The following is a 25,397-nucleotide window of genomic DNA, read 5'->3' on the forward strand; positions in this document are numbered from 1 at the left end:
CGCCCGACCGGCGTGCGCGAGCACTGTGTCGGCAGGTCTCTTGGCTGGCAGGTCGCCATCCGCGCCGGCCTTCCCGGTATAAACCAGTGGCAGTGGAGCGCGGACTCGCTGCGTACAATTGCGGGGGCAGCCACAGTTTTGCTGTGTTCCCTGTTAGGCCCGAATCGGGCACCGACGAACGGGTTATTATGCCCGCTTTTGGCGCGCACCAGACCGCTTCGGCGGCTTGCGGCGCGCGCCCCGTGCGGCTTTCAAACGTGGACGAATCGAAATCGAGGATCGGCGGATGTCACCCTGGCTGACCGTGGTCGGGATCGGAGAAGATGGCTGGGCCGGCATCGGGCGAAGCGCGCGCCGCGCGTTGCTCGCCGCCGACGCGGTCTATGGCGGCGAGCGTCATCTCGCGCTCCTGCCCGCGCGCATCCGTGCGCGGCGCGTCGCGTGGCCGAAGCCGTTCTCGATCGAACCCGTTCTGCGCGAGCGAGGCCGGCCGGTCTGCGTGCTCGCGAGCGGCGACCCGATGCTGTTCGGCGTCGGCGCGACGCTCGCGCGGCATCTGGACGTCGGCGAGTTGAGCATCGTGCCGGCGCCGTCGTCGCTGTCGCTCGCGGCTGCGCGGTTGCAGTGGGCGTTGCAGGATGTGGTGAGCGTGTCGGTCGTCGGACGGCCGCTTGCGTTGCTCAACGCGCATCTGCGGCGCGGAGCGCGACTGCTCGTGCTCACCAGCGACGGCGCAACCCCGGCCGCCATCGCCGCGTTGCTGACCGAGCGCGGTTTTGGCGCTAGCCGTCTCAGCGTGTTCGAGCGTCTCGGCGGCGCGCAGGAGCGCCGGATCGACGCCCGCGCCGACGACTGGACCCATGCGTCGGTCGCCGCGCTGAATCTCGTCGCGATCCAGTGCGGCTCGACGCGCGCCGGCCTGCCGCTGACCCACGGTCTCCCCGACGACGCCTATCGCCACGACGGCCAGCTCACCAAGCGCGACATCCGCGCGATCACGCTCGCGCGCCTCGCGCCCCAGCCCGGCGAACTGCTGTGGGATGTCGGCGCGGGCTGCGGCTCGATCGGCATCGAATGGATGCGCGCGCATCCGTCCTGCCGCGCGATCGCGATCGAAGCCGATCACGGCCGGCAGCGCCTGATCGAACACAATCGCGACGCGCTCGGCGTGCCCGGGCTGCAACTCGTCGAGGGCGAGGCGCCCGCCGCGCTCGACGGCCTGCCGGCGCCCGACGCGATCTTCATCGGCGGTGGCGTGACGGTGCCCGGCGTGCTGGATGCATGCTGGTCGCGTCTGCGTGAAGGCGGGCGGCTGATCGCCAACGCGGTCACGATCCAGAGCGAAGCCACGCTGTTCGCATGGCGCGAGCAGCACGGCGGCGAACTGACGCGCATCGGCATCGCGCAGGCCGAACCGCTCGGCGGATTCGATACGTGGCGCCAGGCTCGGCCGATCACCCTGCTGCATGCGCAGAAGCCCTGATGCGCGATTCACCGCACTCCCGTTATGCGTGACGAGACGCCCGAACAGCCCGCGCCGCTCAGAAGCGGCTACACGACCGGCAGTTGCGCGACCGCGACGAGCCTCGCGGCCGCGCGTCTCCTGCTGTGCGGCGAAGTGAGCGAGCGCGCCGAGATCACGCTGCCGAAGGGTCAGCCTGTGGTCATGCGGCTTGTGTATTGCCGGCTTGCGGCGGGCGACAGCGAACTCGCGGAAGCGGCCACCGTCAAGGACGCCGGCGACGACCCCGACGTCACGCATGGCGCAATCGTGTTCGCCCGCGTGCGGTTGTCGTCGAAACCCGGCGTGCGGTTTTTCGCGGACCGGGGCGTCGGCACGGTCACGCGCGCGGGCCTTTCGCTCGCCGTCGGCGAGCCCGCGATCAACCCCGTGCCGCGCCGGATGATGACCGAGCATCTCGAAGCGCTCGCGCACGAATACGGCTTTACGGGCGGCTTCGAAGTGAGCATCGGCGTCGAGGACGGCGAAGCGCTCGCACAGAAGACGATGAACCCCCGGCTCGGGATCGTCGGCGGCCTGTCGATCCTCGGCACGACGGGCATCGTCCGGCCGTTTTCATGCTCGGCGTATATCGCGTCGATTCATCAGGGCATCGATGTCGCGCGCGCCAACGGCTACACCCATATCGCGGCGTGCACGGGCAACCAGAGCGAGGACGCGATGCGTGCGCGCTATGCGATGCCCGATATCGCGCTCGTCGAAATGGGCGACTTCGTGGGCGCGGTGCTCAAGCACTTGCGGCGCGCGCCCGTCGAGAAACTGAGCATCTGCGGCGGCTTTGGAAAAATGAGCAAGCTCGCGTCGGGCCACATGGACCTGCACAGCCGCAATTCGAGCATCGACTTGCCGCAGCTCGCCGTCTGGGCCGCCGATGGCGGCGCGAGTGGCGCGCTGCAGGCGTCGATTCGCGCGGCGAATACGAGCCAGGAGGCGCTTCTGCTGGCGCGCGAGCAGGGCGTCGCGCTCGGCGATATCGTCTGCGCGCGGGCACGCGATGTGGCGCTGGGCGTGGTGCCCGAAGGCGTCGATGTGGAGACGTTCGCGATCGACCGGCAAGGGCGCATCATCGGAGCCGCGCCTTGAAGCGCGTGCTGCTGCTCGGCGGCACGGGCGACGCGCTCGTCATTGCGCGGCGTCTGGGCCCCGCGCACGTCTACAGTCTCGCGGGACTCGGCCGCGTGCCCGCCGATCTTCAATGCGAAGTGCGCGTGGGCGGTTATGGCGGAGCGCAAGGGCTGGCCGACTTCGTGAGGGCGCAGGGCATCGGACTCATGCTCGACGCAACGCATCCCTACGCCGCGCAGATGAGCCGCAACGTCTCTGAGGCGAGCGCGCGGGCGAATGTGCCATGCTGGGCGATCCGGCGCGCCGCATGGCAGCCGCAACCCGGCGACGACTGGCGCGATGCCGCCGGCTGGAGCGACATCGTCGCGCAAATCGCGCCGTATCGACGCCCGCTCTGGACGCTCGGCCGCGAGCCGCTCGCGCATCTCGACGACATCCCGCCATCGCAGCACTGGACGATCCGTTGCCTCGATCCGCATCCGGGCAACGCGAGCGCAACGATCATCGGTGCGCGCGGGCCGTTTTCGGTCGACGGCGAGCGGGCGTTGTTCACCGAACGACGGATCGACGTCGTCATCAGCAAGAACAGCGGGGGCGGCGCGACGGAAGCGAAGCTCGCCGTGGCGCGTGAATTGCATGTGCCCGTGGTGCTGCTGAAGCGGCCCGCGTTGCCCCCCGCAACACGCGAATTCGACGATACGGCCAGCGCGTTGCAAGCGCTCGCGCAATGGCTGCATCCCGATCAACTTCTGACGAAAGCTCCTGTATGACGGTCTATTTCATCGGCGCGGGTCCTGGAGACCCCGAACTCATCACCGTGAAGGGACAGCGGCTGATCCGCTCGTGTCCCGTGATTCTGTTCGCCGGTTCGCTCGTGCCCGAGGCGGTTTTGTCGGGGCATCGGGCCATGCGCGTCGTGAATACGGCAGAACTGGATCTCGATGCGATCGTCGCGCTGCTTCAGGACGCGCACGCGAACGGGCAGGATGTCGCGCGCGTGCATTCGGGCGATCCGTCGCTGTATGGCGCGATCGGCGAGCAGATTCGCCGGCTGAACGCGCTCGCGATTCCGTATGAGATCGTGCCGGGCGTGACGGCTGCGGCGGCATCGGCGGCGACGCTCGGCTGCGAACTCACGCTGCCCGGTATCTCGCAGACCGTGATCCTCACGCGCTATGCCACCAGAACGTCGATGCCCGACGGTGAGCAACTCGCGGACCTCGCGCGGCATCGTGCGACGATGGCGATCCACCTCGGCGTGCGGCATATCGAGCGCATCGTCGGCGATCTGCTGCCGCACTACGGCGCGGATTGCCCGGTCGCGGTCGTGTTTCGGGCGAGCTGGCCCGATGAAGAGAAGGTGCTCGGCACGCTCGCCGATATCGCGGCAAAGGTGCAGTCGAAGGGGATCGAACGTACGGCGCTGATCGTCGTCGGGCGCGTGCTCGATGCGGAAGGATTCGCCGATTCGTCGCTGTATCGGAAGGCATAGAACGCGATGCGCGATCTGGATGCGGTGTTCGGTGCGCTGTCGAAGTCGGCGTTTCGCCGGCGCTTCAAGCTCGGCGCGCGGGAGCTGGCCTATATGCACGAGAAGGGTTTGGCCGAAGTAACCCGGCACGCGCGCGAACTGATCGACAAGCGGCTCGCGCCGCAAGCCCCGCCGAACGACGGCAAGCAGACGCCGTTTCGCGGTCACCCGGTTTTCATCGCGCAACATGCGACGGCGACGTGCTGCCGAAGCTGTCTGGCGAAATGGCACGGCATCGAGGCGGGGAAAATGCTGGATGAAGCGGAGCGGCAACACGTCGTCGACGCGATCGGGCGATGGTTGCGTGAGGAGGGGAAGAGGGAAGTCAAGCCGCGCAGGGGTTCGCGGCAGGGAGAGCTGCCGTTTTGATGGAACGCCGCGCGGCACTTGCCGCGCGGCGTGTCGAGCTTAACCGCCCTGCGGCGCGCGCCGCTTCGCCTTCCGCCGCGCCAGCATGTTCAACCCCTCCACCAGCGCCGAGAACGCCATCGCCGCATAGATGTACCCCTTCGGCACGTGCGTCCCGAATCCCTCGGCAACGAGCGTCATCCCGATCACAAGCAGGAACCCGAGCGCGAGCATGACGATCGTCGGATTGCGTTCGATAAAGCGCGACAACGGTCCCGCCGCGAACAGCATCACCGCAACCGCCGCGATCACCGCGACGAACATGATCGGGATGTGCTCCGTCATCCCGACCGCCGTCACGATGCTGTCGATCGAAAACACGAGGTCGAGCACCAGGATCTGGCCGATTGCCGACATCGGCGTGATGCCCGCGCTCTTGACTTCGCCACCGTTCGTGTCGTCGTCGTGCGCGACGTGATGATGAATCTCCGTCGTCGCCTTCCACACGAGGAATACGCCGCCCGCGATCAGGATCAGGTCGCGCCACGAAAAGCCGTGTCCGAATGCCTCGAAGTTCGGCGTGGTCAGCCGCACGATCAGCGCGACCGTGCCGAGCAACCCGAGCCGCATGATCAGCGCGAGCCCGATGCCGATCTTCTGCGTGCGGTCGCGATGCTCGGGCGGCAGCTTGTTCGTGAGGATCGAGATGAAGATCAGGTTGTCGATACCGAGCACGACTTCCATGACGACGAGTGTCGCGAGTGCGGCCCAGGCGGCGGGATCGCTTGCTAGTGCCAGGAAATAGTCCATGTCGTGGGTTCGGTGTAGTGAGGTTGACGTTGCGATGTATGTTCGGCGAAGCCGGGGCGGCTGTCGAGAGCGCAGATGATACTTAAGATTGCGTGTCGATTGAAAGCTAAATGAAATAATAAGAGCGGCGGTCGTTGAAAAAAGTTCTCGACGCACAACTCACGCTGGCTCTTTTGTTCAAGGCAGGCCCTGCGGAAGCATGTAACCGTTTGATACGCCTTCCCTTCGCCCTACTTCGGTTGCATTGCAGCAATTAGGGTAAACTCCAAGTCCGTCTGAGCCGCACGCGCGGCTTCGCCTTGTCATTGCCTGCCGCGCGCAGGCGCTACCCGAACGCCGCATGCAGGGAAAATCTCAACGCTTCGCCGAACTCGACTTCTTTCGTGGTCTTGTCCTGCTCGTCATCGTCGTCGATCACATCGGCGGCAGCATGCTGTCGCGCTTCACGCTCCACGCGTTCGCGCTGAACGACGCCGCCGAAGTCTTCGTTTTCCTCGGCGGCTTCGCGACGGCGACCGCGTATGCATCGCTGGCGGCGCGTCAGTCGGAGAGCGTGGCGCGCGGCCGCTTCCTCAAGCGCTCGCTCGAAATCTACCGCGCGTTTCTCGTCACCGCCGCGCTGATGCTGCTCGCGAGCTTCGTGCTGAGACCGTTCTACGGCAGCGCGCCGAATCTCGCGACCGGCGATCTCGACAGCCTCCTCAGCGCGCCGGTCGCTTCCATCGCCGATATTCTGCTGCTCAAGCGCCAGCCGTACCTCGCCGCGGTGCTGCCGATGTACGCGTTCTTCGCGCTCGCCGTGCCGGTGATGCTGCCGCTCGCGCGCACGAAGCCGTGGCTCTTGCTTGGCGCGAGCGTCGTGCTGTGGGCTCTCGCGCCGCAGATCGTCGATTACCTGCCTTCCGTCGACGACAATCTCTGGGATTTCAACCCCGCCGCCTGGCAACTGATGTTCGTGCTCGGCATTCTGGCGCGCTGCCAGCCGATTTACCAGCGGGTCACGTCGCACCGGTTCGGCTGGGTGGTGAGTGCGGCGGCGCTCGCGGTCGTCGCCGGCCTGGCGTACTACAAGCTCTTTGTGCTCCCCGCCGTCATCGACAGCGACTTCAAGCGCAATCTGGCCGGCGCCCGCATCGCGAACTTCCTGGCGATTGCGTGGCTCGTGGCGCATCTGGTGCGTCATGGCGTGGTGAAGAAACTCGCGGCGCGCTTGCCGTGGATAGGCGCCGTGGGGCGCGACGGGATGGTTTGCTTCGTCGCGGGCGCGGTGATCTCGCTCGTTGTCGATTCAGTGCTGTTCACGCTGACGGGCGGTTTGATCGACGTGCCGCTCGGCCTCGCCGCCGATGCCGTCGCGATTTCGATGCTGCTCGCGGTGCCGCAACTGCGGCGTCCGCTGATGCACGCGATCACGCCAAAACCCGCGCTCGACGCCCGCAGCGCCCGCTGAACCGCAAGCCGTTTCCCTGCGAGCGGCGTCCGTGGAAACCGCCGCTCTTCCTCGACGACACCCCGAATGTCCTTTGCCAACCGCATCGCCGCGCGCGTCGAAAAGCTACTAACGGTCTGTTTTATCGCGACCACGGCGACGGCTGCCGCTCACGCGGCGCCGCATCTTTCGTCGCCAATGGTGAGTGAGTCGGTCGCGCCGAATCAGGCCCATGCGACGACCGCCGTCGTGCCGAAACCTTTGCCTGCGGTAATTACCTCGGCGGCGGGCAGCAAGGTGCTGACGCGCACGATGCACTCCGAAGCACTCGACCGCGACTGGCCTTATGTTCTCTATCTGCCGCCCGGCTATGCGCCGCGCGAGGACCGCTATCCCGTGCTGTACCTTCTGCACGGAAGCGGCGGCGACGCCTCCGACTGGATCACGCAAGGGCATTTGCAGCGCATCGTCGATGGCCTGATCGCGCGGCACGAGATTGCGCCTTTGCTGATCGTGATGCCGCAGGGCGGCACCGACTGGTACGTCGATCGCAAGGAGCCGATCGAAACCGCGTTCTTCGAGGAACTGCTGCCGGAGATCGAAACGCATTACGCCGTCCAGACGGGCCGCGACGGACGCGCGATCGGCGGGGTGTCGATGGGCGGCTTCGGCGCGCTGCGTTACGCGATGACGCGTCCGCAACGCTTCTGCGGCGCGATGCTGCTCGGTCCGGCGATCTATTCGGGCGATCCGCCGATCGGCTCGGCGGCGCGCTATGTGCGCGTCTTCGGCGAACGGCAGTTCGATCCGCGCGTGTGGCGCTCGCTGAACTATCCCGCGCAATGGCAGGCGTACCTGAGCCGGGGTTACCGCGTGCCGATGTTCATCGCAGCCGGAGACGACGATCTGCGCATCCAGGCCGAAGCCTCGCAGCTCTATACGCATCTGCGCGAGGCGAACCAGCCGGCCGAGTTGCGGATCATCGATGGCGGGCATACGTGGTCCGTGTGGAGCGCGTTGCTCGCCGAAGGACTCAAATACTCGCTCGCCTGCATGCATTGAACGGGTACGAGGCTTGCTTGACCGGTCCCACGTCGATCAAAATAATGGATTCGTCATGCTCAAGCTTGCCATCCTCTTCGCGATCATTTCGGTGGTCGCCGGATTTTTCGGCTTCGGACGCGTATCGTCCGGTGCCGCCGGCATCGCGAAGATCTGCTTCTTCATCTTCCTGATCCTGTTCGTGATCTTCCTGGTGGTCGCGATTTCGGCGGGGTCGCTGGTGTTGTAGCGCCTTCAGCCCGATTCGATCGCGCCGCCGGTTTGCGCCGGCGACGCAATGAGCGCATCGCTGTGATCCTTCAGACCGACGCCCGTCAGCTTCAATCGACGCGCCTCGTTCAGCAGATAGTGCAGCTTGAACGCGGCCGCTTCATAGCCGAGCCCTTCGGGACGCACGTTCGAGATGCAATTGCGCTCGGCGTCGCTTCGTCCGATGCGCGGCTCGTAGGTCAGATAGATGCCGAGACTGTCGGGAGAACTGAGGCCCGGCCGCTCGCCGATCAGCACGACGACGATCCGCGCCCGTAAAAGCTCCCCGATGCCATCGCCGAGAGCGACGCGCGCCTGCGTCGCCACGACGACCGGGCCGATGCTCCAGCCGCCGAGCTTCGCACGGAGTGCCGTGAGGAACGGCACCGCGTGACGCGTCGCGGCGTAGGCGGAAAGCCCGTCGGCGACTACGAACACCAGTTCCGGCGGCTCGCTCGTGTCAGCCGCGAGCGCTGCGATCGACGCGGCGCTTGCGTCGCAGAGCGTCCTGCCGAGATCGGGCCGGCGCAGGTAATGATCGCGATCCGGCGCCGCGCTCTGGGCATCGAGCGTGTCGAATCCTGCCGCGCGCAAGGCGTCGTGCAGGGCGGCGGTATCGAGCGGCTGATGCACCGCGTCGCGCGCCTGCGCATGCGAAAGATTGAACGCGAGCAGCGGCGCGGTCGGCAGGCTGCTGCCCGCGCGCCCCAATGCGATGCGCGCGTTCGTGAAGCGGCGCAAGGCGTCCCACGGATTCTCGTCGACGGGCGATACCGGCTGGTCGTCCATTACGCGCCCATCCATTCGATGAGCGGCTGTGTCGCCTGCGTGAGCAGCGTGCCGCGTTGATCGGTGATGCGCATCGCTTCGAGCCACGCTTCGAACTCCGGCGCGCGCTTCAGGCCCAGCACCTCGCGCACGTACAGCGCGTCATGAAACGATGTGCTTTGGTAATTGAGCATGACGTCGTCGGCGCCGGGGACGCCCATGATGAAATTGACGTTGGCGACGCCGAGCAAGGTGAGCAGGGTGTCCATGTCGTCCTGATCGGCTTCGGCGTGATTCGTGTAGCAGATGTCGCAGCCCATCGGCACGCCGAGCAGCTTGCCGCAGAAGTGATCCTCGAGGCCCGCGCGAATGATTTGCCGGCCGTCGTACAGATATTCCGGGCCGATGAAGCCGACCACGGTATTCGTCAGCAACGGCTCGAACTTGCGCGCCACGGCATACGCGCGCACTTCGCACGTCTGCTGGTCGACGCCGTGATGCGCATTCGCCGAGAGCGCGCTGCCCTGGCCGGTTTCGAAGTACATCAGGTTGTCGCCGACGGTCCCGCGCCCGAGCGACAACCCCGCCTCGCGCGCTTCCTGGAGCAGCTTCAGCGTCACCCCGAAGCTCGCGTTCGCCTTCTGCGTGCCCGCGATCGACTGGAACACGAGATCGACTGGCGCGCCTTTTTCGATCGCCGCGATGGTGTTGGTCACGTGGGTTAGCACGCACGATTGGGTCGGCACGTCGTAGCGCTGGCGGAATTCGTCGATCATGTCGAGCAGCGACGTAATCACCGTCAGCGAGTCCGACGCGGGATTGATGCCGATCACCGCGTCGCCGCAGCCGTACATCAGGCCATCGAACATCGATGCCGCGATGCCCTTGGCGTCGTCGGTCGGATGGTTCGGCTGCAGGCGCACCGACATGCGCCCCGGCAGCCCGATCGTGTTGCGAAAGCGCGTGACGACCGGGCGCTTCTTTGCCGCCAGGATCAGGTCCTGGTTGCGCATCAGCTTCGACACCGCCGCGACCATCTCCGGCGTGAGGCCCGCTGTGACTTGAACGAGCGCGTTGGTATCGGTGGTGCTGGCGAGCAGCCAGTTGCGGAAGTCGCCGACGGTCAGGTGCGAAATCGGGGCGAACGCCTGTGGCGAGTGGTCGTCGATGATTAGGCGCGTGACTTCGTCGTCTTCGTAGGGAATCACCGCTTCGCTCAGGAACGCGCGCAGCGGCACGTTCGCGAGCGCCATCTTCGCGGCGACGCGTTCTTCCTCGGTCGCTGCGCTGAGGCCCGCGAGCTGGTCGCCGGAGCGTAGTGGGCCCGCTTTCGCGAGCAGTGTTTTCAACGTGTCGAAGCGGTAGGTTCGCGCACCGATGGTCTCGCTGAAGCTCATGGGGTCTCCTGTCGGCCAGAGTTGGCGCTGTCGACGAGAGTTAGCGCTTTAGCGCTTACTCTCGTCCCATGCGCCTTACTCTGGCCCCATGCACGGCGGTCGGCCAGAGTTGGCGCTTACTCTCGTCCCATGCGCCTTACTCAGGCCCCGTTGCTGCTCATGCATCGATTTTGCGCCCAGCGCATCGGCCTGCGCAATGTTGCGCCGGCGTTGCCGGAATTCAGCGGATATCGCTCGATTCTCCCATGGACTCTGAAAATCTCGACGCCGACCGCCAAACCGCCCCCATGCGATAATTCGCGTCCGCATCCAACGTCGAAAAAGCGCCTTGTCACCTTGAAAAATCTGCTCGTGAACCTGAGCCGGCTCAACGATTTCGACGAGATCGTCGACGTCCGCACGCCGCTCGAATTTGCCGAGGATCACATTCCCGGCGCGATCAACGCACCCGTGCTGAGCAACGAGGAGCGCGTGATCGTCGGCACGATGTACAAGCAGGTGTCACCGTTCGAGGCGACCCGGGTCGGCGCGGCGATGGTGGCGCGCAACATCGCGCAGCATCTCGACACGACCTTCGCCGACCGCCCGAAGAACTGGCGGCCGCTCATCTATTGCTGGCGCGGCGGCAAACGCTCCGGCTCGATGACGACGTGGTTCAACCTGATCGGCTGGCAGGCCCGCCAGCTCGAAGGCGGCTACAAGTCGTACCGGCGCGCCACGCTCGACCGGCTCGACACGCTGCCCGTGCGCTTCCGCTATGTCGCGCTCGTCGGGCACACGGGCAGCGGCAAGACGCGGCTCCTGCAGGCGCTGCGCGAAGCCGGCGCGCAGGTCCTCGATCTCGAAGCGCTCGCCGCGCATCGCGGATCGCTGCTCGGCGCATTGCCCGGCGAGGCGCAGCCGTCGCAGAAGGGCTTCGATTCGGCGCTCGTCGGCGTGCTGCGCGGCTTCGACGCCTCGCGGCCCGTGTTCGTCGAGGCGGAGAGCCGGCGCATCGGCTCGATCACGCTGCCCGAGTCGCTGTTGACGACGTTTCATCAGGGAGCGTGCGTCGAGGTGGAAGCGAGCCACGACGACCGCATCGCGTTCCTGTTGCAGGACTACGGCCATCTCTTCGACGAGCCCGCGTTCTTCAAGCAGCAGTTGTCGAAGCTGATCGGGCTGCACAGCCGCGAGCGCGTGACGCGCTGGCATCGGTTGATCGACGAAGACGCGCGCGCGGAATTATTTGGCGAACTGATCGACCTGCACTACGATCCGGCCTATGCGCGCAGCAGCGGCGCGCATTTCAGCGAACTGGCGAAGGCGACGCATGTCCTGTTTCGCCCGAACGACGAAGACAGCGTCGAGCAGGCGAGGGCGCTTCTCGCGCAACTGAATGAACCCGCCGTGGCGATTGGCTGAACCACCGATCCCGAATCCCGAAACCAACAATCCAACCGCTTGCACACCATGAGCACAATTCGACAACCGCGCGTCGCGCTGGGACTTGTGACGTTTCTGCTGATCGCCGTGATCGGCCTGTTCTACGTGAAGTGGTTCCCGTACTACAACCGCGCGTTTGTCGCGGCGAGCCAGCATTCGATCGGCAAGTCGATCCTGATGGGCACTGCCGCGAGCGCGCCCGAGCCGTCGCTCAAGGCCGCGCTCGACTATGCGCTCGCGTATGGCAAGGCGATCTGGCAGGCGATGGTGCTGGGTCTCTTGCTCGGCTCCGCCGTTCAGGCGCTGATTCCGCCGCAGTGGGTGGTGCGCGCGCTGGGCCGGAGCGATTTTGGCAGCGTCGTGAACGGTGGTTTGATGTCGCTGCCGGGCATGATGTGCACGTGTTGCGCGGCGCCGGTGGTGGCGGGCCTGCGCGCGCGGCAAGCGGCGCCGGGCGCCGCGATCGCGTTCTGGCTGGGCAACACCGTGTTGAATCCTGCGGCGCTGGTGTTCATGGGGTTCGTGCTCGGCTGGCAGTGGACGGGCTTGCGGCTCGGGCTGGGTGTGCTGATGGTGTTCGGGCTTGGCTATCTCGTGAACCGGATGGTGACGCCGAAGGAAGCGGAGGCTTCGCGCGAGGCGCTCAAGCAGATGATCGACGAGGAGGACCCGGGTACCGCGTTCACGCGCTGGCTCAGGATTCTTGGCCGCATGACGGTTCGGCTCGTGCCGGAATACATTGTGCTCGTGTTGCTGCTTGGCGCGGCGCGCGCGTGGCTCTTTCCGCACATCGGGCCGGACATCGACAACAGTGTGCTGTGGATCGTCGCGTTCGCGGTGGCGGGGATGCTGTTCGTGATCCCGACTGCCGGCGAAGTGCCGATCATTCAGGCGATGCTGTCGCTGGGGATGGCCACGGGGCCGGCCGGCGCGCTTTTGATGACGTTGCCGCCGATCAGCGTGCCGTCGCTGGTGATGTTGGGGCGGTCGTTTCCGAGGCGGGTTTTGGTGCTGGTATCGGTGGCGGTCGTTGGGTTCGGCATCGTGGCGGGGGCGATTGCGATGCGATTTTGAGCGCAGCAAACGGCGTAAATACCACCGCACCCCTCAAGCGCCAGCGACCCTGGCCCCCGCTTGAATGAGCAACCTGAACGGCATTGCGAGCAGCATCGCCCCTCCAACCCCGGCGAGCCACAGCGCCAGAAACCACGCCACTCGCGAGAGCTGCTCGCGCCTAGTGATAGTGATGTTCGCCATGGCGCACCTTCCCTCTGAAGACCCAATATCCCAGCGTGGTATACGCCACGATGACCGGCAAAATAACCGCCGCCCCCACAATCGTGAACAACTGGCTCGAGTGCGGCGCGGCGGCATCCCACAGCGAAACGCCCGGCAGAACCTCGTCCGGTGAAATGCTCACGACGAGCCCTGCAAACCCAAGCAGCACGAACCCGAGCGCCATCAAGAACGGCCGCGTCTCGTGCCGCGAGCGAATCGAGCGCCGCATGATCCACGCGCACGCAGCCACCAGCACCGGCACCGGCAGCAGCCGATAAAACATCGGCGAATCGAACCACCTCATCGCGATGCCCTGATCCTGAAACGGCGTCCAGACGCTGACGACGGCGATCGTCGCGAGTTGCAGCACGGTGAGCGGCCACACGATCCGATAAAAACGCCGTTGCAGATCGCCTTCGGTCTTCGCGATGAGCCAGCAGCACCCAAGCAGCCCATAAGTCACGACCAGCGCGACGCCGGTGAACATGCTGAACGGCGTGAACCAGCCGAACGCATCGCCGGAGAAACGGCCGTCGGCGACCGGGATGCCATCGAGGAACGCACCGAGCGCCACGCCCTGAAAGAACGTCGCGCCCGCCGATCCGCCAATGAACGCCAGGTCCCACAGATGCTTCGTGCGCGACGCCTTCGCGCGAATCTCGAATGACACGCCGCGAAAGATCAGACACGCGAGCATCAGCACGAGCGGCAGGTAGAGCGCGGAGAGCACGGTCGAATACAGCATCGGGAACGCGGCGAACAGTCCCGCGCCGCCGAGCACGAGCCAGGTCTCGTTGCCGTCCCAGACGGGCGCGACGGTGTTCATCATCACGTCGCGGTCGTGTTCGCCGGGGAAGAGCGGGAAGAGAATGCCGATCCCGAGATCGAAGCCATCCAGCACGACATACATCAGCACGCCCAGCGCGATGATCGCGGCCCATGCAACGGTGAGATCCATGATTTACGCTCCTTCGATCGATTGGTTGACGGCGCTCAAAGTGGGTCGCCCGGGGTGGATGGCGTGGTCCATGCCGGGCAGCGCCGGGCCGTGTTTCAGCAGCTTCAGCAGGTAGTAAATGCCGGTGCCGAACACGAGCGTGTAGACGATCACGAACACGAGAAGCGATACGCCGACCTGCTGCGCGGTCACGGGCGAGACGGCGTCGGCGGTGCGCATCACGCCGTACACGACCCACGGCTGACGGCCGGCTTCGGTCGTCACCCAACCGGCGAGCAGCGTGATGAACCCGGTCGGTCCCATCGCGAGGACGCAGCGCAGGAACCCGCGCAATTCGTAGAGCCTGCCGCGACGGCGCAGCAGCCACGCGACCGCCGACATCGCGATCATCAGCACGCCGAGGCCCGCCATGATCCGGAAACTCCAGAAGACGACGGTCGAATTCGGGCGCTCGTCCTTCGGAAACGACTTGAGCCCGCGAATCTCGCCGTCCCAGCTATGCGTGAGGATCAGGCTGCCCAGATGCGGAATCGAGACGGCGTACTTCGTCGTTTCCGCTTGCATGTCGGGGATGCCGAACAGGTTGAGCGCCGTGCCGCCTTTCTCGGTTTCCCACAGGCCTTCGATCGCCGCGATCTTCGCCGGCTGATGCTCGCGTGTGTTGATGCCGTGCGCATCGCCGACGATCGCCTGCAACGGCGTGAGGACGAGCAGCAGCCAGAGCGCCATCGAGAACATCTTCCTGATGGCCGGGTCGCGGCGGCCCTTCAGAAGATGCCACGCGCCCGTCGCCGCCACGACGAGCCCCGCGACGATGAACGCCGCGATCGCCATGTGCGCGAGACGATACGGAAACGACGGATTGAAGATGATCGCGAACCAGTCGACCGGCACGACGTGATCGCCTTCGATGCGAAAGCCCTGCGGGGTCTGCATCCAGCTATTGGACGCGAGAATCCAGAACGTGGAGATCAGTGTGCCGATCGCGACCATCAGCGTGGCGCCGAAGTGCGCCTTCTTGCCGACCTTGTTCCAGCCGAACAGCATGATGCCGAGGAAGCCGGCTTCGAGGAAGAATGCGGTCATCACTTCATACGTGAGCAACGGGCCGGTGATCGGCCCGGCGAAGCTGGAAAAGCCGCCCCAGTTGGTGCCGAATTCGTAGCTCATCACGACACCCGACACGACGCCCATGCCGAACGCGACCGCAAACACCTTCGACCAGAACAGGCACAGTTCCTTGTAGACGGGCTTGCCGGTTTTCAGCCACGCGCCTTCGAGAACGGCGATGAAACTCGCGAGCCCGATGCTCAACGCCGGGAAAACGATGTGGAATGAAACGGTAAAGGCGAACTGAATCCGCGCAAGGTCCAGTGCTTCGGGAGTCGAATGCATGATGTCTTGGGCGCGTCGCGCAGGGTCTGCGACGGCGCGCGCTGTCGTTGAGTGGTCGGGCTTGAGACGGTCGAAGCTTAGCGAGCTTTCGAGATGTGTGTTGCGTCGCGTCAAGCTTCGTTCATTGCGCGCAAATGCCGCAGATACAAGGCTCCGGCATCCATAAGGGACTGAAATCGCTTGATTTTCAAGACGTGGCGCAGTTTGCGGGGAAGCGCGGTGAGCACCATTTCCGCGACAATCGACCGCACTGCATCAAGCATTGCGTGCGCGATTGACGCAGTTGTTTTACCGCCCGCTCGATTCCGATCAGGGACTTGTCAGCCGTCGATTTTTTTGATCCAAGGTCGCCATGGTGCGGATAATGCTGGTGAGCAAGACAGTCCGCGAAATGTGCCAGGTGGTCACGTCGGCAAACGTGCCAAAAGACCCGGCGAGTAACATAGCGGCTTTTTTGCCGCGCCCTTGCGCCCTGGAACGGAGAAACAACATGCGCCTCGATGACGAAGCGGAAAGCCAGAATGTCGAAGACCGCCGGGGCGGCGGAGGAGGGTTTCGTATCGGTGGCGGGAGCATCGGTATCGGGACGATCGTCGTGGCGCTGGCCGCTTCGTACTTTCTCGGCATCAATCCGATGGTGATCATCAACGGCGCGTCGCAGTTGCAAGGCAATGCGCCGCAGCAGCAGGCGGCGCCCGCCAACCAGCCGCCCGCCAACGACGCGGGCGCGGTGTTCGTGCGGCGCGTGCTCGGCAATACCGAGCGCACCTGGCAGGAAATCTTCCGCACGCAATTCAACCAGGACTATCCGCCGCCGAAACTCGTGCTCTTCACCGGCGGCACGCAGACCGCGTGTGGCACCGGCCAGGCGGCGATGGGACCGTTCTACTGTCCCGCCGACAGGAAGGTCTACATCGACCTGTCGTTTTATCGCGAACTGCGCGAACGCTTCGGCGCGAGCGGCGACTTCGCGCAAGCCTATGTCATCGCGCATGAGGTCGGACATCACGTGCAGAACGTGCTCGGGATATCGTCGAAGGTCGACAGCGCGCGTTCACGGATGTCGCGCCAGCAGGCGAACGAGCTTTCCGTGCGCGTCGAATTGCAGGCCGACTGCTTTGCCGGCGTGTGGGCCGCGACCGCGCAGCGCGACAACGCCAGGCTGATCGAGCCGGGCGACTTCGCGGAAGGGCTGAACGCGGCAGGCGCGATCGGCGATGACCGGCTGCAGCAGGAGACGCAAGGCCGCGTCGTGCCGGAGGCGTTCACGCATGGCACGAGCGAGCAGCGTCAGCGCTGGCTCAAGCGCGGCTTGACGAGCGGCGATGTCCGCCAGTGCGATACGTTTTCGGCGGCGTCGCTTTGAGGCTGTGCGGGCGCAGGTCAAGTAGCCCGCTCATAAGCAAAGCAGAAATGCTCGGTTCCGCGCCGGTTGATGCGTCGCTACGCTAGCGATTCGTCCGCTTGCCCATCCCTCGCCATGCCCAAACAAATCCTGCTGAACGCATTCAACATGAATTGCGTCGGCCATATCAACCACGGCCTCTGGACGCATCCACGCGATCAATCCACGCGCTACAAGGACGTCGCGTACTGGACCGAACTCGCGCAACTCCTCGAACGCGGACTGTTCGATGGTCTTTTTCTCGCCGATATCGTCGGGGTGTACGACGTTTATCAGCAATCGGTCGACTTGCCGCTCCGGGAATCGATCCAGCTTCCGGTCAACGATCCGCTCCTGACCGTCTCCGCGATGGCCGCCGCGACGCAAAACCTCGGCTTCGGTGTCACGGTCAACCTGACGTATGAAGCGCCCTATCTGCTCGCGCGACGCTTCTCCACGCTCGATCACCTGAGCAACGGCCGCATCGGCTGGAACATCGTGACGGGTTATCTGGAAAGCGCGGCAAGAGCGATGGGCCTCGGCCAGCAGATCGAACACGACGAACGCTACGACCGCGCCGAGGAATTCCTCGACGTCGCGTATTCGCTCTGGGAGCGAAGCTGGGAAGAGGGCGCGGTGCGCGCCGACCGCACCGGGCGCGTGTACGCCGATCCGGCGCGCGTGCATCGGATCGTGCATCACGGCAAGTACTACGACGTCGACGGCTATCACCTCTCGGAGCCGTCGCCGCAACGCACGCCGGTGCTGTTCCAGGCGGGATCGTCGGGGCGCGGGCAGGCGTTCGCCGCGCGTCATGCCGAGTGCGTGTTCGTTTCGCAGCAGGAACGCGGCACGCTGCGCAAGCTGGTGAGCGGCGTGCGCGACGAAGTGGAGCGCGAGGGCCGTCAGCGCGACGACATCAAGTTCTTCATGGGCATGTCGATCGTCACGGCGCCGACCGAGCGCGAAGCCCGCGAAAAATACGACGACTACGTCCGCTACGCGAATCCCGAGGCCGGTCTCGCGCACTACGCGAGTTCGAGCGGCATCGACTTTTCGCGCTACGCGCCGAACGAGCCGATCCGCTATGTGAAGAACAACGCGATCCAGTCGGTCGTGAAAAATCTCACGGCGGCGGGCCGCGAACGCACCGTCGCCGACATCCTGAGCCAGGAACTGCAACTCGGCGGGCGTTATCCGACGCTCGTCGGCAGCGCGTCGCAGGTCGCGGACGAACTCGTCGCGTGGATCGAGGACACCGGCATCGACGGTTTCAACCTCGCGCGCACCGTGACGCCGGAGTGCTACCGCGATTTCATCGATCTCGTCGTGCCGGAATTGCAGGCGCGCGGCGCCTATAAAACCGGGTACGCGCCGGGCACCTTGCGCGAGAAGATCTTCGGCGCGGGCCGCGCGTATCTGCCGGTTGCGCACGCGGCGGCGGCCAAGCGCCACGAGCGCCACGCCTGCGACGACAAATCGGTCAAGAAAACCGCATGACCGTAAGGGAAGGGCGTTAATTCCGGTGAGGACTTGACGGAAACCAGCGCACATCGGACGATTGCGGGAATCGTCTTAAACGCCCGAATAATGTCAATAGAACCGGTTGCCGCGCCGTTATTGTCCGCGCTTGTCCGCCTCGCGCCTGAAGATGTGCCGTTGCAGACGCCTTTGGAATGGCCCGTCGTCGCCGAGGATGGGGCGTTGTTGTTCGACGCCGGCACGACCGTGCCGAATGAAGCCGCGCGCGACTTCCTGTTCCGGCATTTCGAGCCGCATCGGCGCAGGGAGACCGAAGCGGAGGCGGTCGCGCCGGGGGAACCGAGCCGAAGCGACAACGCGCAGATGACGCTCGACGACATCGGCCTCGCGATCGGCGCGCGCGTGGGCTTGCGCGGGACGGTCGGGACCGGCTCCTCGATGTACGCGAGCCGGGTGATCGGAGTTTCGTCCGGGCGGCGCAGCGGCGAGCGCGCGCTCTTCGTCACGCAGCCCGTGATGTCCGGCATGCCGCCGCTCGAACTCGTGCGCGGCGAGCAGGTGGAGATGGTGGCGTTGTCCGGGCGCGGCGTGTTCCGCTTCGTCTGCACCGTCGATACGACTTGCCGCGAGCCGTTCAATTACGTCGTGCTTTCGGAGCCGGGCGGCGTGAAGCGCTTGCGGGCGCGCAAGTTCGCGCGGATGCCGACGCGCCTGGCCGCGCGCTATTCGGTCGATGGCGCGACCGAGTTGACGCAAGTCGGCCGGGTGAGCGACATCAGCCCGTACGGCATGTCGCTGACGGTGGTCGAGCCGACCGCGCAGATCGGGCAGCGGCTGCGCGTGTCGTTCCACTTCAATACCGACGACATCGACGTTCACGTCGACACGCATGCCATCGTGCGCCACGTTGGGGAGCCCGATGCGACCCATCACAGCGCGGCGTACGGCCTCGAATTCGAAATGCTGGAGCCGTCGCAGCGCATCGCGCTGAAGTCGTTCATGGCCGAGCACAGCTAGGCCGCGACGAACGCCGGACGGGACGTATCAGGCGTTCAGCCCGCAGGAAATCCGTCAGGGAACAGCCGCTCGACGGCCGCTTCGAAGTGCTGGACGGGCGCCGCGCCGCGCAACGCGATCGGCGCGGGCGGCTCTTCGCCCGGTGCGCCGTCGCGCGAAAGCACGGCGAACGGCACGCCGGTCACGCCGATCGACTTCGCGAAGTCTTCGTCCTCGATCACGAGATCGGTGAACTCGCCTTCCGCGATCGATTCCTCCAGCAATTCCGGATCGATGCCGCAGGTCGCGGCGATGTCGAGCAGCGCGTCGGTGTCGCCGATGTCGATGCCGTCCTCGAAGTACGCCTTGAAGATCGCCCGGTGCACGAGGTCGTAGCGATTCGACTCGCGCGCGAAGATCGCTGTCTCGAAGGCCTTGCGGCTGCGCGGATTGACAAGCGGCAGGCGCACCGTCACGCCGCGCTCGGCGGCGAGCGGGTAGACCGACTTTTCCCACGTATCGATGATGGCGTCGCTGTTCGCGTCGGGCAGCGGCGTCGGCTCGGGACGCAGTTCGAAAGCGTGCCAGCGGATCTCGACGGCGTCGCCGTAGGCGTTGCGCAACTGGTCGAGGACGGGCGTCTGCAGATAGCAGAACGGGCAGACGAAATCCGACCAGACGTCGATGTAGAGCGATGGGCTTGTCATATGAGGCGCGTCCAAAATTCGTCCGAAATATCGTGCGAAATTCTAACCTGCCTTGAGCTTTGCTTCAGTCCGCTCACTGCCCCGACTGTCCCGGTAGAGGGACGTCATTAGAATTACGATCGACCGATTTTCTTCGGTGTCGGCGTGATCTTGCCGTTTCGTATCCAGTTCAGGAGTGTATTGCGGTGTGGGCAATGACTGCCGAACGTTTCGGCCGCCCACGAAGAGACGGGAATCAGCTTAACCACGGTGCCTCCAGACGTTCGCGCATCACGCGCGGGGGTTCGGTTTTCTGGTGCGTCATCTTGGTTGTCCCCGTTTGATAGAAGACGGTCATGGAATTCGATTGCACGTCGTCGCGCGGGGTGCCGGCGTCACGGACGTGACCCCTTCGACCCGATCAGCGATGGCGAGCACGTCGATCTGCCGTGAGTCACCCTCCTTGCTGGCCTATGGTTGTCACCAACTCGCGCATGCCAACACCAGATGGAAAGCAAATGGCTGAGGCGGCGTGCTGGCCGCGACATATACGGGGTGCCTCGGACTGCCGTCCTGGTTGAGCCCAAGATGGAAGAGCTTGCCTGTCATACCGGTGATGCGAAGCAGGTGCATCACTTCTGCGGCGCGCGTCGGCGCGGCGCGATGCGAGCCCCATGCGCAGATGACCATCGATGCGTAATCGACCAGGTCGAGGATCGCGCCGTTGGCCGCAGCGCGTGGTCCAAGGGGTCGGCGTGGGTGAGCAGCGCGTCCGGATCGGTCGCACGGAGTGGGAAAAGGTTGGCGACGTCGAGCCGTCCAAAGTTGCTCGCAACCGCTCGGGAAAGGCGCCGAACGCGATAGTCGGATCGTCATTGAGATGATCTGCAGTCGAGGGGTTCAGCATCAGGAACGCCAGCGTTGGACGCGAGGTGTCCCATTCGCGCCATAGCCGGTATCGGTACGAGCCGCAGTCGCTTAACTGTGCACCTCGCTCTCCGGCGAGGTTTTTCTCGGTCAGGTGTCTCATCAATCCGCCTCCCTTTCCTGTCGATCAACGTTTTACTCCATTCGCTTCTGCCCATATACACGTCCGTCGCTGCTGCGAATGCCTGTCACACCCTCTTGCGCGTCGAATCTCCGTACGCCGGAGTATCGACGAGGACGCCTCTGTGCTGAAAGGCACCCCTTGCGGGGCGCCCTGGGTCAAGGTAGGCGAATCGGCGGCGACAGCACGAAGGGTCAGTCAATGGCGGCCAATATCGATGCCGCCTCCGCGTGCTGTGCAGCGAAGTCGCGCAACTGGTAAAACAGCTCACCGAAGTGCATCTCGCGGGTTTGCCAGGCAAGGGCATTGAACGCCATCAGACAGGCCACGATTCCGGCGGCGTCACATGACATCTCACCATCGAAGCTGTTGCCCTCGCACTGGATGCGCAATGGCCCCTCCAGCCGCGAAATCATGTAGAAGCCTCCGCTGGACAGTTCGAAGATGTCCCAGAAGCCGCCTGAATAGGCATCACAGACGGATTGCAGCGACTGGTAAATCAGTGCCTCACCCATCATCAGTTGCCGTCCCAAATAGCGCGGCAGTGTGTTCATGCGCTTTGATTCAGGGACGCGCACGGCCTTGACGGTGGTGTTCGATGTCACGACTTCAGAGTCAGGTTGCATGATGATCTCCAGCAAAAAAGTCGCGGAGCATGGCCCCTGGCGGGGATGCATCCCCGCGACGGGTCAACAAAGCGGCACCAGGCAAGTGCAGGGCAAGTGGGGCAAATAACCTGGCCGCCGTTGCGGCAGAGGTGGTTAGTCCTGATCGGGCAGCAGGATCGTTGCGACCGGCCGATCATTGGTTCCCGCATCAATGACCAGTTTCAAATGAACCTCGGAGGCCGGTTCGGCACTGGTGGCATCAGGATCGAGGCGAGCACTAAAAAAAATGGTGTTGTCTTCGTGTCGATGCATGACTTCAGCGGCAGCCTCCCACAAAACGGACCACAGGCGCTTCGCCGCGACGAACGATGAACACGGGCCGTGACTAGCGTCGGGAGCGAGGTCGGATAGACCGGCGAGGCACACGCTCAACGCCTCTTTTGACATCGCGACCGGCGCCCTAAAGCCTGCCTCGCAGGCGATGCGTGACAGGTCGACCAGGTCGCCGTCGCGCAGACGTTGCTCGCGTGAGGCCGGGCGAAGCGCCGGTGACGGCGCAGCTGAAACAGGCACATCGTAGTAGTAGACAGACATGACATGCTCCTTGGACGGATAAAGGGGCATGCGCCCCCAGAGGGACGCAATGCCCCATGGGGTGAAACTTCAGGAAGGCCGGCCGTCGTGCTGTTGCTGCGGATATCGGGTCAACAGCGGGCGGTATACGGCTTAGCAAATGCGGAATCCACCGCACAGTCGAAGGAATTCGGACGTCAATTGTCGATTACCTGATCGTGATCCCACTAGACGAAGAATTTCTCTACGTTAACGATGTGATCAGGAAAACAATATCAAAGCACAAGTTTCAAGTGAAGACGATAGGGCCGGAAGTTTACGCTACGGGACTCGTTTCGACGGATGCGGGTGACGTTTCCGTAGTTATCCAAAGTGTTGGAAGGATGACTGAAGCGCCCGTGCAATCTGCTGTAGAAGCAGCGGTCAGGACGTGGCGTCCTTCCACGGTCATTCTTATCGGGATCGCGGGATCTCTAGAACCGGACAAAGTGCACCTCGGGGACGTAATTGTCCCGCGTAGGGTATTTGGCTACACAGAGGCAAAGGTTAAAATGGTCGGTGGAATAGAGAAAACAGAGTATCGGCACACTGGTCATGTATTAGATTGTTACCTTAGTGCAGACGCTCGTGCCGTAAAGCTCAAGCACGGCGCTGTATGGCGGGCCGCGTCGCGAAAAGCCGGCTTGGCCGACGTTTCACTCAATCCAAGATTGCTCGAACCTCCAGGAATAACTGGTCCGAAGTTGCATATCGACAATAACGATTGCATCGCGTCGGGGAACATTGTCGGCATGTTTGGCACGGCTGATCTCGAGGAGAACATATGTCTTGCCTGACCAAGCTCTATGAAACAACCGCAGCAGCGCCATCGGTGCATGTCGGGTTGCCTGCTTCGACCATTGAATTGGTCGCCGTCGATGAGGCTACATTGGCAAACTGTTGCAATGTAGTCACGAACGCGTCATTGGGGGTTGGTACCTACGGCGCGAATCTTAATTTCTTAACGGCTTCGATGGTCTATCAGGTCGTCATTGTTGATACTGCTAAGATTTACGCAGGAGCGACCTTGCCGCATCTCAGCGGGGCCGTGAACGGAAGTCTGGATGTTGTGCTTCACAAGCTACCACCGCTGGCAAAAGGAGGAATCGGTCCGGCCGGCACGACGGCGCAAGTGCGTGCCGCGGTCACGAACTTTCCACGGTGGAACGCCGAGGAAAGGCAAGCTGTGCTGAGTGTTGTCAGCGCGCTAATTGCAGTTCGCAGTTCGACTGCCCCACAACTTCAGAAATTTATACAGATTTATGAGACGACGCTAAATGATCGAGGCGTCGACCCCGGGGTGTTTTAAGGGCTAACTAAGTAACCACGGGGCGCAGTCCACCGTCCTGGTAACGGACAGTCGCACGGGGTGACAAGAAACGGTTCATCGCTTTAATTCGTCTCAAGCGCGATTTCATTGGAAATAGGCAGCCTCCTGACGTTCGCGCCACAACGGGGGCGCGACGACCAACATCATCCGCTCACCACCCGTGTTTCTGGTGTTCGATTCACGACGCTCGACAGGTGATCGCATAAAATGAACCAATCCGTTGCAATACGCCCAAGCGCAACCCCCCAACATACAAATCCAGATGACTCGGGCCTTCGCAATCTGAGATGCCATCTGATTTTCTCTCCAGTCGGGGCACCACGTCCTTATGTCGAGAATGACCACAAGTGCGATGAGCCGCCGGCACCTGCTGACACTGATCGGCAAGAACCTCGGCGCGGCCGCCATGATGCAAGGCATGGGCACGCTGGGGTTCGCCGCTGCCTCGACCTACGCCGGACCGATCAGACTCGATGGCGCGCCCAAAGGAACGCGAATTCTCGTGCTCGGTGCGGGCATGGCTGGCCTCGTTGCGGCCTTTGAGTTGAGGAACGCGGGCTATCATGTGCAGGTGCTCGAGTACAACGACCGCGCGGGTGGTCGGGCCTGGACTGTCAGGGGCGGTGATCGTTATACAGAACTCGGCGGTGCCACCCAGTACTGCGATTTCGCTGACGGGCTTTATCTGAACCCGGGGCCGTGGCGCATTCCGTATCACCACCAGGGCGTACTCGACTATGCAAAGCGCCTGAAGGTGCCGCTCGAGCCGTTCATCCAGGTCAATTACAACGCATACCTGCATTCGACGGAGGCTTTTGGTGGCAAGCCGCAACGATTCCGGGCGGTGCAGACCGACTATCAAGGCTATATCGCCGAGCTGCTTTCCAAAGCAATCCGCAAGGACGCACTCGATGACGCGTTGTCAGTCGAAGATGCGCATCTGCTACTCGAATCCCTGCGCCAATGGGGTGCGCTCGATCGGGATGGTCGCTACCAGGCGGGCCGGCGAAGCAGTGAACGCCGCGGATTCGCGACCGCGCATGGCGGTGGGTTGATGCCCAAGGCGGTGCCGTCGACTCTGCTCCCGCGCGACCCTTTGCTTGCATCGAGTTTGTGGCAATGGCTCTCGTCTGGAAACGAGCAGGACTTCCAGAGCACCATTTTCCAACCCGTCGGCGGCATGGACAGGATTGCCCATGCGCTTCATTCGCAGGTCGCGAACGCCGTGGTGTTCAACGCCAGAGTCACGGCCATCTTGCAGGACGAGCGAGGCGTCACCGTGCGCTACACCGATACGACCACCCGAACCGAACGGAATGCGCACGCGGATTGGCTGGTGTGCACCATCCCGCTCTCGATTCTGAGTCAGATCGACATGGCGGTCGGCCCGGCCATGCGCGCCGCGATCGATGCGGTGCCCTACGAGACATCGGTGAAAGTCGGGTTGCAATTTGGCCGGCGATTCTGGGAAGAAGACGAGCAGATCTACGGCGGCATCACGCATACCGACTTGCCGATCTCGGCGATCGGCTATCCGGCAACAGGTTACGGATCGACCGGTCCTGCGGTGCTGCTCGGCGCCTACATGTGGGGGCCCGCCAGCTATGAGATGGGCGCACTGCCCCCTGCTGAACGGATCGCGGTGGCATTGAGCCAGGGCAGCCAGATTCATCCGCAGTACGCGCGCGAGTACCAGAACGGCTTCGCGATGAGCTGGAGCCGATCGCCGTTCACGAATGGCTGCTTTGCCGCGTGGACGGAGGCGTTGAGAAAAGCGCATTACGCGAATCTCTGTCAGATCGACGGACGGATCATCCTTGCCGGAGAGCACGCTTCCCATATCCCAGCATGGCAGGAAGGCGCCGTGCTGTCGTCGCTGGATGCGATCACCCGGTTGCATCGGAGAATCGTCAATGGATAGGCCGCCGCTGATCCTAAGTGCGTATTCCGGGCGAGCGTGACCAGTAATTCCGGATTATCGTGACCGGTGATTCCGGCATCGTGACCAGCATTT

26 protein-coding genes, 2 pseudogenes and 1 riboswitch are annotated in these 25,397 nt (G+C 64.0%); of the genes and pseudogenes, 16 read left to right on the forward strand and 12 right to left on the reverse strand.

Annotation, left to right across the window (positions count from 1 at the left end):
- Positions 1–14 precede the first annotated feature (14 nt).
- A riboswitch (cobalamin riboswitch) is annotated at positions 15–191 on the reverse strand.
- Between the two features lie 95 nt (positions 192–286).
- From cbiE to AWB68_RS24365, 5 genes are read left to right on the forward strand one after another with little or no spacing between them, the layout of a single operon-like run.
- Positions 287–1,483 (forward strand): precorrin-6y C5,15-methyltransferase (decarboxylating) subunit CbiE, encoded by a 1,197-nt coding sequence (gene cbiE / locus AWB68_RS24345; protein WP_087646904.1) that lies wholly within the window; start codon positions 287–289, stop codon positions 1,481–1,483.
- Positions 1,484–1,507: 24 nt separating this feature from the next.
- Positions 1,508–2,605, forward strand: coding sequence for a cobalt-precorrin-5B (C(1))-methyltransferase (locus AWB68_RS24350; RefSeq protein WP_087646905.1), 1,098 nt, complete (start codon positions 1,508–1,510; stop codon positions 2,603–2,605).
- On the forward strand, positions 2,602–3,357 hold the full coding sequence (locus AWB68_RS24355; RefSeq protein WP_087646906.1) for a cobalt-precorrin-6A reductase: 756 nt from the start codon (positions 2,602–2,604) through the stop codon (positions 3,355–3,357). Before AWB68_RS24350 ends, AWB68_RS24355 begins: the two co-directional genes overlap by 4 nt.
- The gene (gene cobM / locus AWB68_RS24360; protein WP_087646907.1) at positions 3,354–4,079 is read left to right on the forward strand and encodes a precorrin-4 C(11)-methyltransferase; all 726 of its coding nucleotides are present in this window, start codon (positions 3,354–3,356) and stop codon (positions 4,077–4,079) included. The genes AWB68_RS24355 and cobM overlap by 4 nt, the downstream gene beginning before the upstream one ends.
- A gap of 6 nt (positions 4,080–4,085) precedes the next feature.
- Positions 4,086–4,487: a DUF4186 domain-containing protein gene (locus AWB68_RS24365; protein WP_087646908.1), complete on the forward strand. Its 402-nt coding sequence runs from the start codon at positions 4,086–4,088 to the stop codon at positions 4,485–4,487.
- A 39-nt stretch (positions 4,488–4,526) separates the two neighbouring features.
- On the opposite strand, the gene AWB68_RS24370 is transcribed toward AWB68_RS24365, so the two are convergent.
- Positions 4,527–5,276: a TerC family protein gene (locus AWB68_RS24370; RefSeq protein ID WP_087646909.1), complete on the reverse strand. Its 750-nt coding sequence runs from the start codon at positions 5,274–5,276 to the stop codon at positions 4,527–4,529.
- Between the two features lie 340 nt (positions 5,277–5,616).
- Between AWB68_RS24370 and AWB68_RS24375 the strand changes: the two genes are divergently transcribed.
- From AWB68_RS24375 to AWB68_RS24385, 3 genes are all read left to right on the forward strand, one after another.
- Positions 5,617–6,726 carry an OpgC domain-containing protein gene (locus AWB68_RS24375; protein ID WP_087646910.1) on the forward strand — a complete coding sequence of 370 codons (1,110 nt, stop codon included), beginning with the start codon at positions 5,617–5,619 and terminating at the stop codon, positions 6,724–6,726.
- 177 nt (positions 6,727–6,903) lie between these two features.
- Complete coding sequence (locus tag AWB68_RS24380; RefSeq protein ID WP_087646931.1) at positions 6,904–7,767, forward strand: alpha/beta hydrolase; 864 nt, start codon at positions 6,904–6,906, stop codon at positions 7,765–7,767.
- 55 nt (positions 7,768–7,822) lie between these two features.
- On the forward strand, positions 7,823–7,996 hold the full coding sequence (locus tag AWB68_RS24385) for a DUF1328 domain-containing protein (RefSeq protein ID WP_087646911.1): 174 nt from the start codon (positions 7,823–7,825) through the stop codon (positions 7,994–7,996).
- 5 nt (positions 7,997–8,001) lie between these two features.
- Here AWB68_RS24385 and eutC read toward each other — a convergent pair whose 3' ends face one another.
- Together eutC and AWB68_RS24395 are read right to left on the reverse strand one after the other, a co-directional pair.
- Entirely contained in the window at positions 8,002–8,805 is an 804-nt protein-coding gene (gene eutC, locus AWB68_RS24390) for an ethanolamine ammonia-lyase subunit EutC (protein ID WP_087646912.1), read from the reverse strand.
- Positions 8,805–10,181: an ethanolamine ammonia-lyase subunit EutB gene (locus AWB68_RS24395; protein WP_087646913.1), complete on the reverse strand. Its 1,377-nt coding sequence runs from the start codon at positions 10,179–10,181 to the stop codon at positions 8,805–8,807. The genes eutC and AWB68_RS24395 overlap by 1 nt, the downstream gene beginning before the upstream one ends.
- A gap of 336 nt (positions 10,182–10,517) precedes the next feature.
- Between AWB68_RS24395 and mnmH the strand changes: the two genes are divergently transcribed.
- On the forward strand, positions 10,518–11,585 hold the full coding sequence (mnmH, locus tag AWB68_RS24400) for a tRNA 2-selenouridine(34) synthase MnmH (RefSeq protein WP_087646932.1): 1,068 nt from the start codon (positions 10,518–10,520) through the stop codon (positions 11,583–11,585).
- Positions 11,586–11,633: 48 nt separating this feature from the next.
- A complete protein-coding gene (locus tag AWB68_RS24405; RefSeq protein ID WP_087646914.1) occupies positions 11,634–12,680 on the forward strand; it encodes a permease in 1,047 nt (348 codons plus the stop codon).
- Positions 12,681–12,840: 160 nt separating this feature from the next.
- On the opposite strand, the gene cydB is transcribed toward AWB68_RS24405, so the two are convergent.
- The 3 genes from cydB to AWB68_RS48320 form a co-directional block, all read right to left on the reverse strand.
- Complete coding sequence (gene cydB / locus AWB68_RS24410) at positions 12,841–13,842, reverse strand: cytochrome d ubiquinol oxidase subunit II (protein WP_087646915.1); 1,002 nt, start codon at positions 13,840–13,842, stop codon at positions 12,841–12,843.
- Between the two features lie 3 nt (positions 13,843–13,845).
- On the reverse strand, positions 13,846–15,237 hold the full coding sequence (locus tag AWB68_RS24415) for a cytochrome ubiquinol oxidase subunit I (protein ID WP_087646933.1): 1,392 nt from the start codon (positions 15,235–15,237) through the stop codon (positions 13,846–13,848).
- 110 nt (positions 15,238–15,347) lie between these two features.
- Positions 15,348–15,500, reverse strand: coding sequence for a hypothetical protein (locus tag AWB68_RS48320; RefSeq protein WP_160110055.1), 153 nt, complete (start codon positions 15,498–15,500; stop codon positions 15,348–15,350).
- A gap of 227 nt (positions 15,501–15,727) precedes the next feature.
- Here AWB68_RS48320 and ypfJ point away from each other — a divergent pair, with 227 nt between their 5' ends.
- From ypfJ to AWB68_RS24435, 3 genes are all read left to right on the forward strand, one after another.
- On the forward strand, positions 15,728–16,603 hold the full coding sequence (gene ypfJ / locus AWB68_RS24425; protein ID WP_087646917.1) for a KPN_02809 family neutral zinc metallopeptidase: 876 nt from the start codon (positions 15,728–15,730) through the stop codon (positions 16,601–16,603).
- A gap of 114 nt (positions 16,604–16,717) precedes the next feature.
- Entirely contained in the window at positions 16,718–18,121 is a 1,404-nt protein-coding gene (locus tag AWB68_RS24430; protein ID WP_087646918.1) for an LLM class flavin-dependent oxidoreductase, read from the forward strand.
- 153 nt (positions 18,122–18,274) lie between these two features.
- The gene (locus tag AWB68_RS24435; protein WP_235028481.1) at positions 18,275–19,120 is read left to right on the forward strand and encodes a flagellar brake protein; all 846 of its coding nucleotides are present in this window, start codon (positions 18,275–18,277) and stop codon (positions 19,118–19,120) included.
- Positions 19,121–19,155: 35 nt separating this feature from the next.
- On the opposite strand, the gene AWB68_RS24440 is transcribed toward AWB68_RS24435, so the two are convergent.
- The 6 genes and pseudogenes from AWB68_RS24440 to AWB68_RS24455 all read right to left on the reverse strand — a co-directional run bounded on the left by AWB68_RS24440 (position 19,156) and on the right by AWB68_RS24455 (position 22,035).
- Positions 19,156–19,806: a DsbA family oxidoreductase gene (locus AWB68_RS24440; protein WP_087646920.1), complete on the reverse strand. Its 651-nt coding sequence runs from the start codon at positions 19,804–19,806 to the stop codon at positions 19,156–19,158.
- A gap of 113 nt (positions 19,807–19,919) precedes the next feature.
- Positions 19,920–20,054 (reverse strand): excisionase, encoded by a 135-nt coding sequence (locus AWB68_RS51495; RefSeq protein ID WP_160110056.1) that lies wholly within the window; start codon positions 20,052–20,054, stop codon positions 19,920–19,922.
- Between the two features lie 211 nt (positions 20,055–20,265).
- A pseudogene (locus AWB68_RS50825) lies at positions 20,266–20,576 on the reverse strand (DUF1643 domain-containing protein); the annotation flags it as partial.
- Positions 20,577–20,689: 113 nt separating this feature from the next.
- Positions 20,690–20,815, reverse strand: a pseudogene (locus AWB68_RS51500) (DUF1643 domain-containing protein); the annotation flags it as partial.
- A gap of 212 nt (positions 20,816–21,027) precedes the next feature.
- Positions 21,028–21,459, reverse strand: a complete 432-nt coding sequence (locus tag AWB68_RS24450; protein ID WP_087646921.1) for an antirestriction protein — start codon at positions 21,457–21,459, stop codon at positions 21,028–21,030.
- 135 nt (positions 21,460–21,594) lie between these two features.
- The gene (locus AWB68_RS24455) at positions 21,595–22,035 is read right to left on the reverse strand and encodes a DUF6573 family protein (RefSeq protein ID WP_087646922.1); all 441 of its coding nucleotides are present in this window, start codon (positions 22,033–22,035) and stop codon (positions 21,595–21,597) included.
- Between the two features lie 197 nt (positions 22,036–22,232).
- On the opposite strand from AWB68_RS24455, the gene AWB68_RS24460 reads away from it, so the two are divergent.
- The 3 genes from AWB68_RS24460 (at position 22,233) to AWB68_RS24470 (ending at position 25,304) form a co-directional block, all read left to right on the forward strand.
- Positions 22,233–22,850: a phosphorylase family protein gene (locus AWB68_RS24460; protein ID WP_160110057.1), complete on the forward strand. Its 618-nt coding sequence runs from the start codon at positions 22,233–22,235 to the stop codon at positions 22,848–22,850.
- Positions 22,838–23,362 carry a hypothetical protein gene (locus AWB68_RS24465; protein ID WP_087646924.1) on the forward strand — a complete coding sequence of 175 codons (525 nt, stop codon included), beginning with the start codon at positions 22,838–22,840 and terminating at the stop codon, positions 23,360–23,362. The genes AWB68_RS24460 and AWB68_RS24465 overlap by 13 nt, the downstream gene beginning before the upstream one ends.
- Before the next feature lie 349 nt (positions 23,363–23,711).
- A complete protein-coding gene (locus AWB68_RS24470; RefSeq protein WP_200828784.1) occupies positions 23,712–25,304 on the forward strand; it encodes a flavin monoamine oxidase family protein in 1,593 nt (530 codons plus the stop codon).
- The last annotated feature ends 93 nt before the right edge of the window (positions 25,305–25,397 follow it).

Source organism: Caballeronia choica (genome assembly GCF_001544535.1).
Taxonomy (GTDB): domain Bacteria; phylum Pseudomonadota; class Gammaproteobacteria; order Burkholderiales; family Burkholderiaceae; genus Caballeronia; species Caballeronia choica.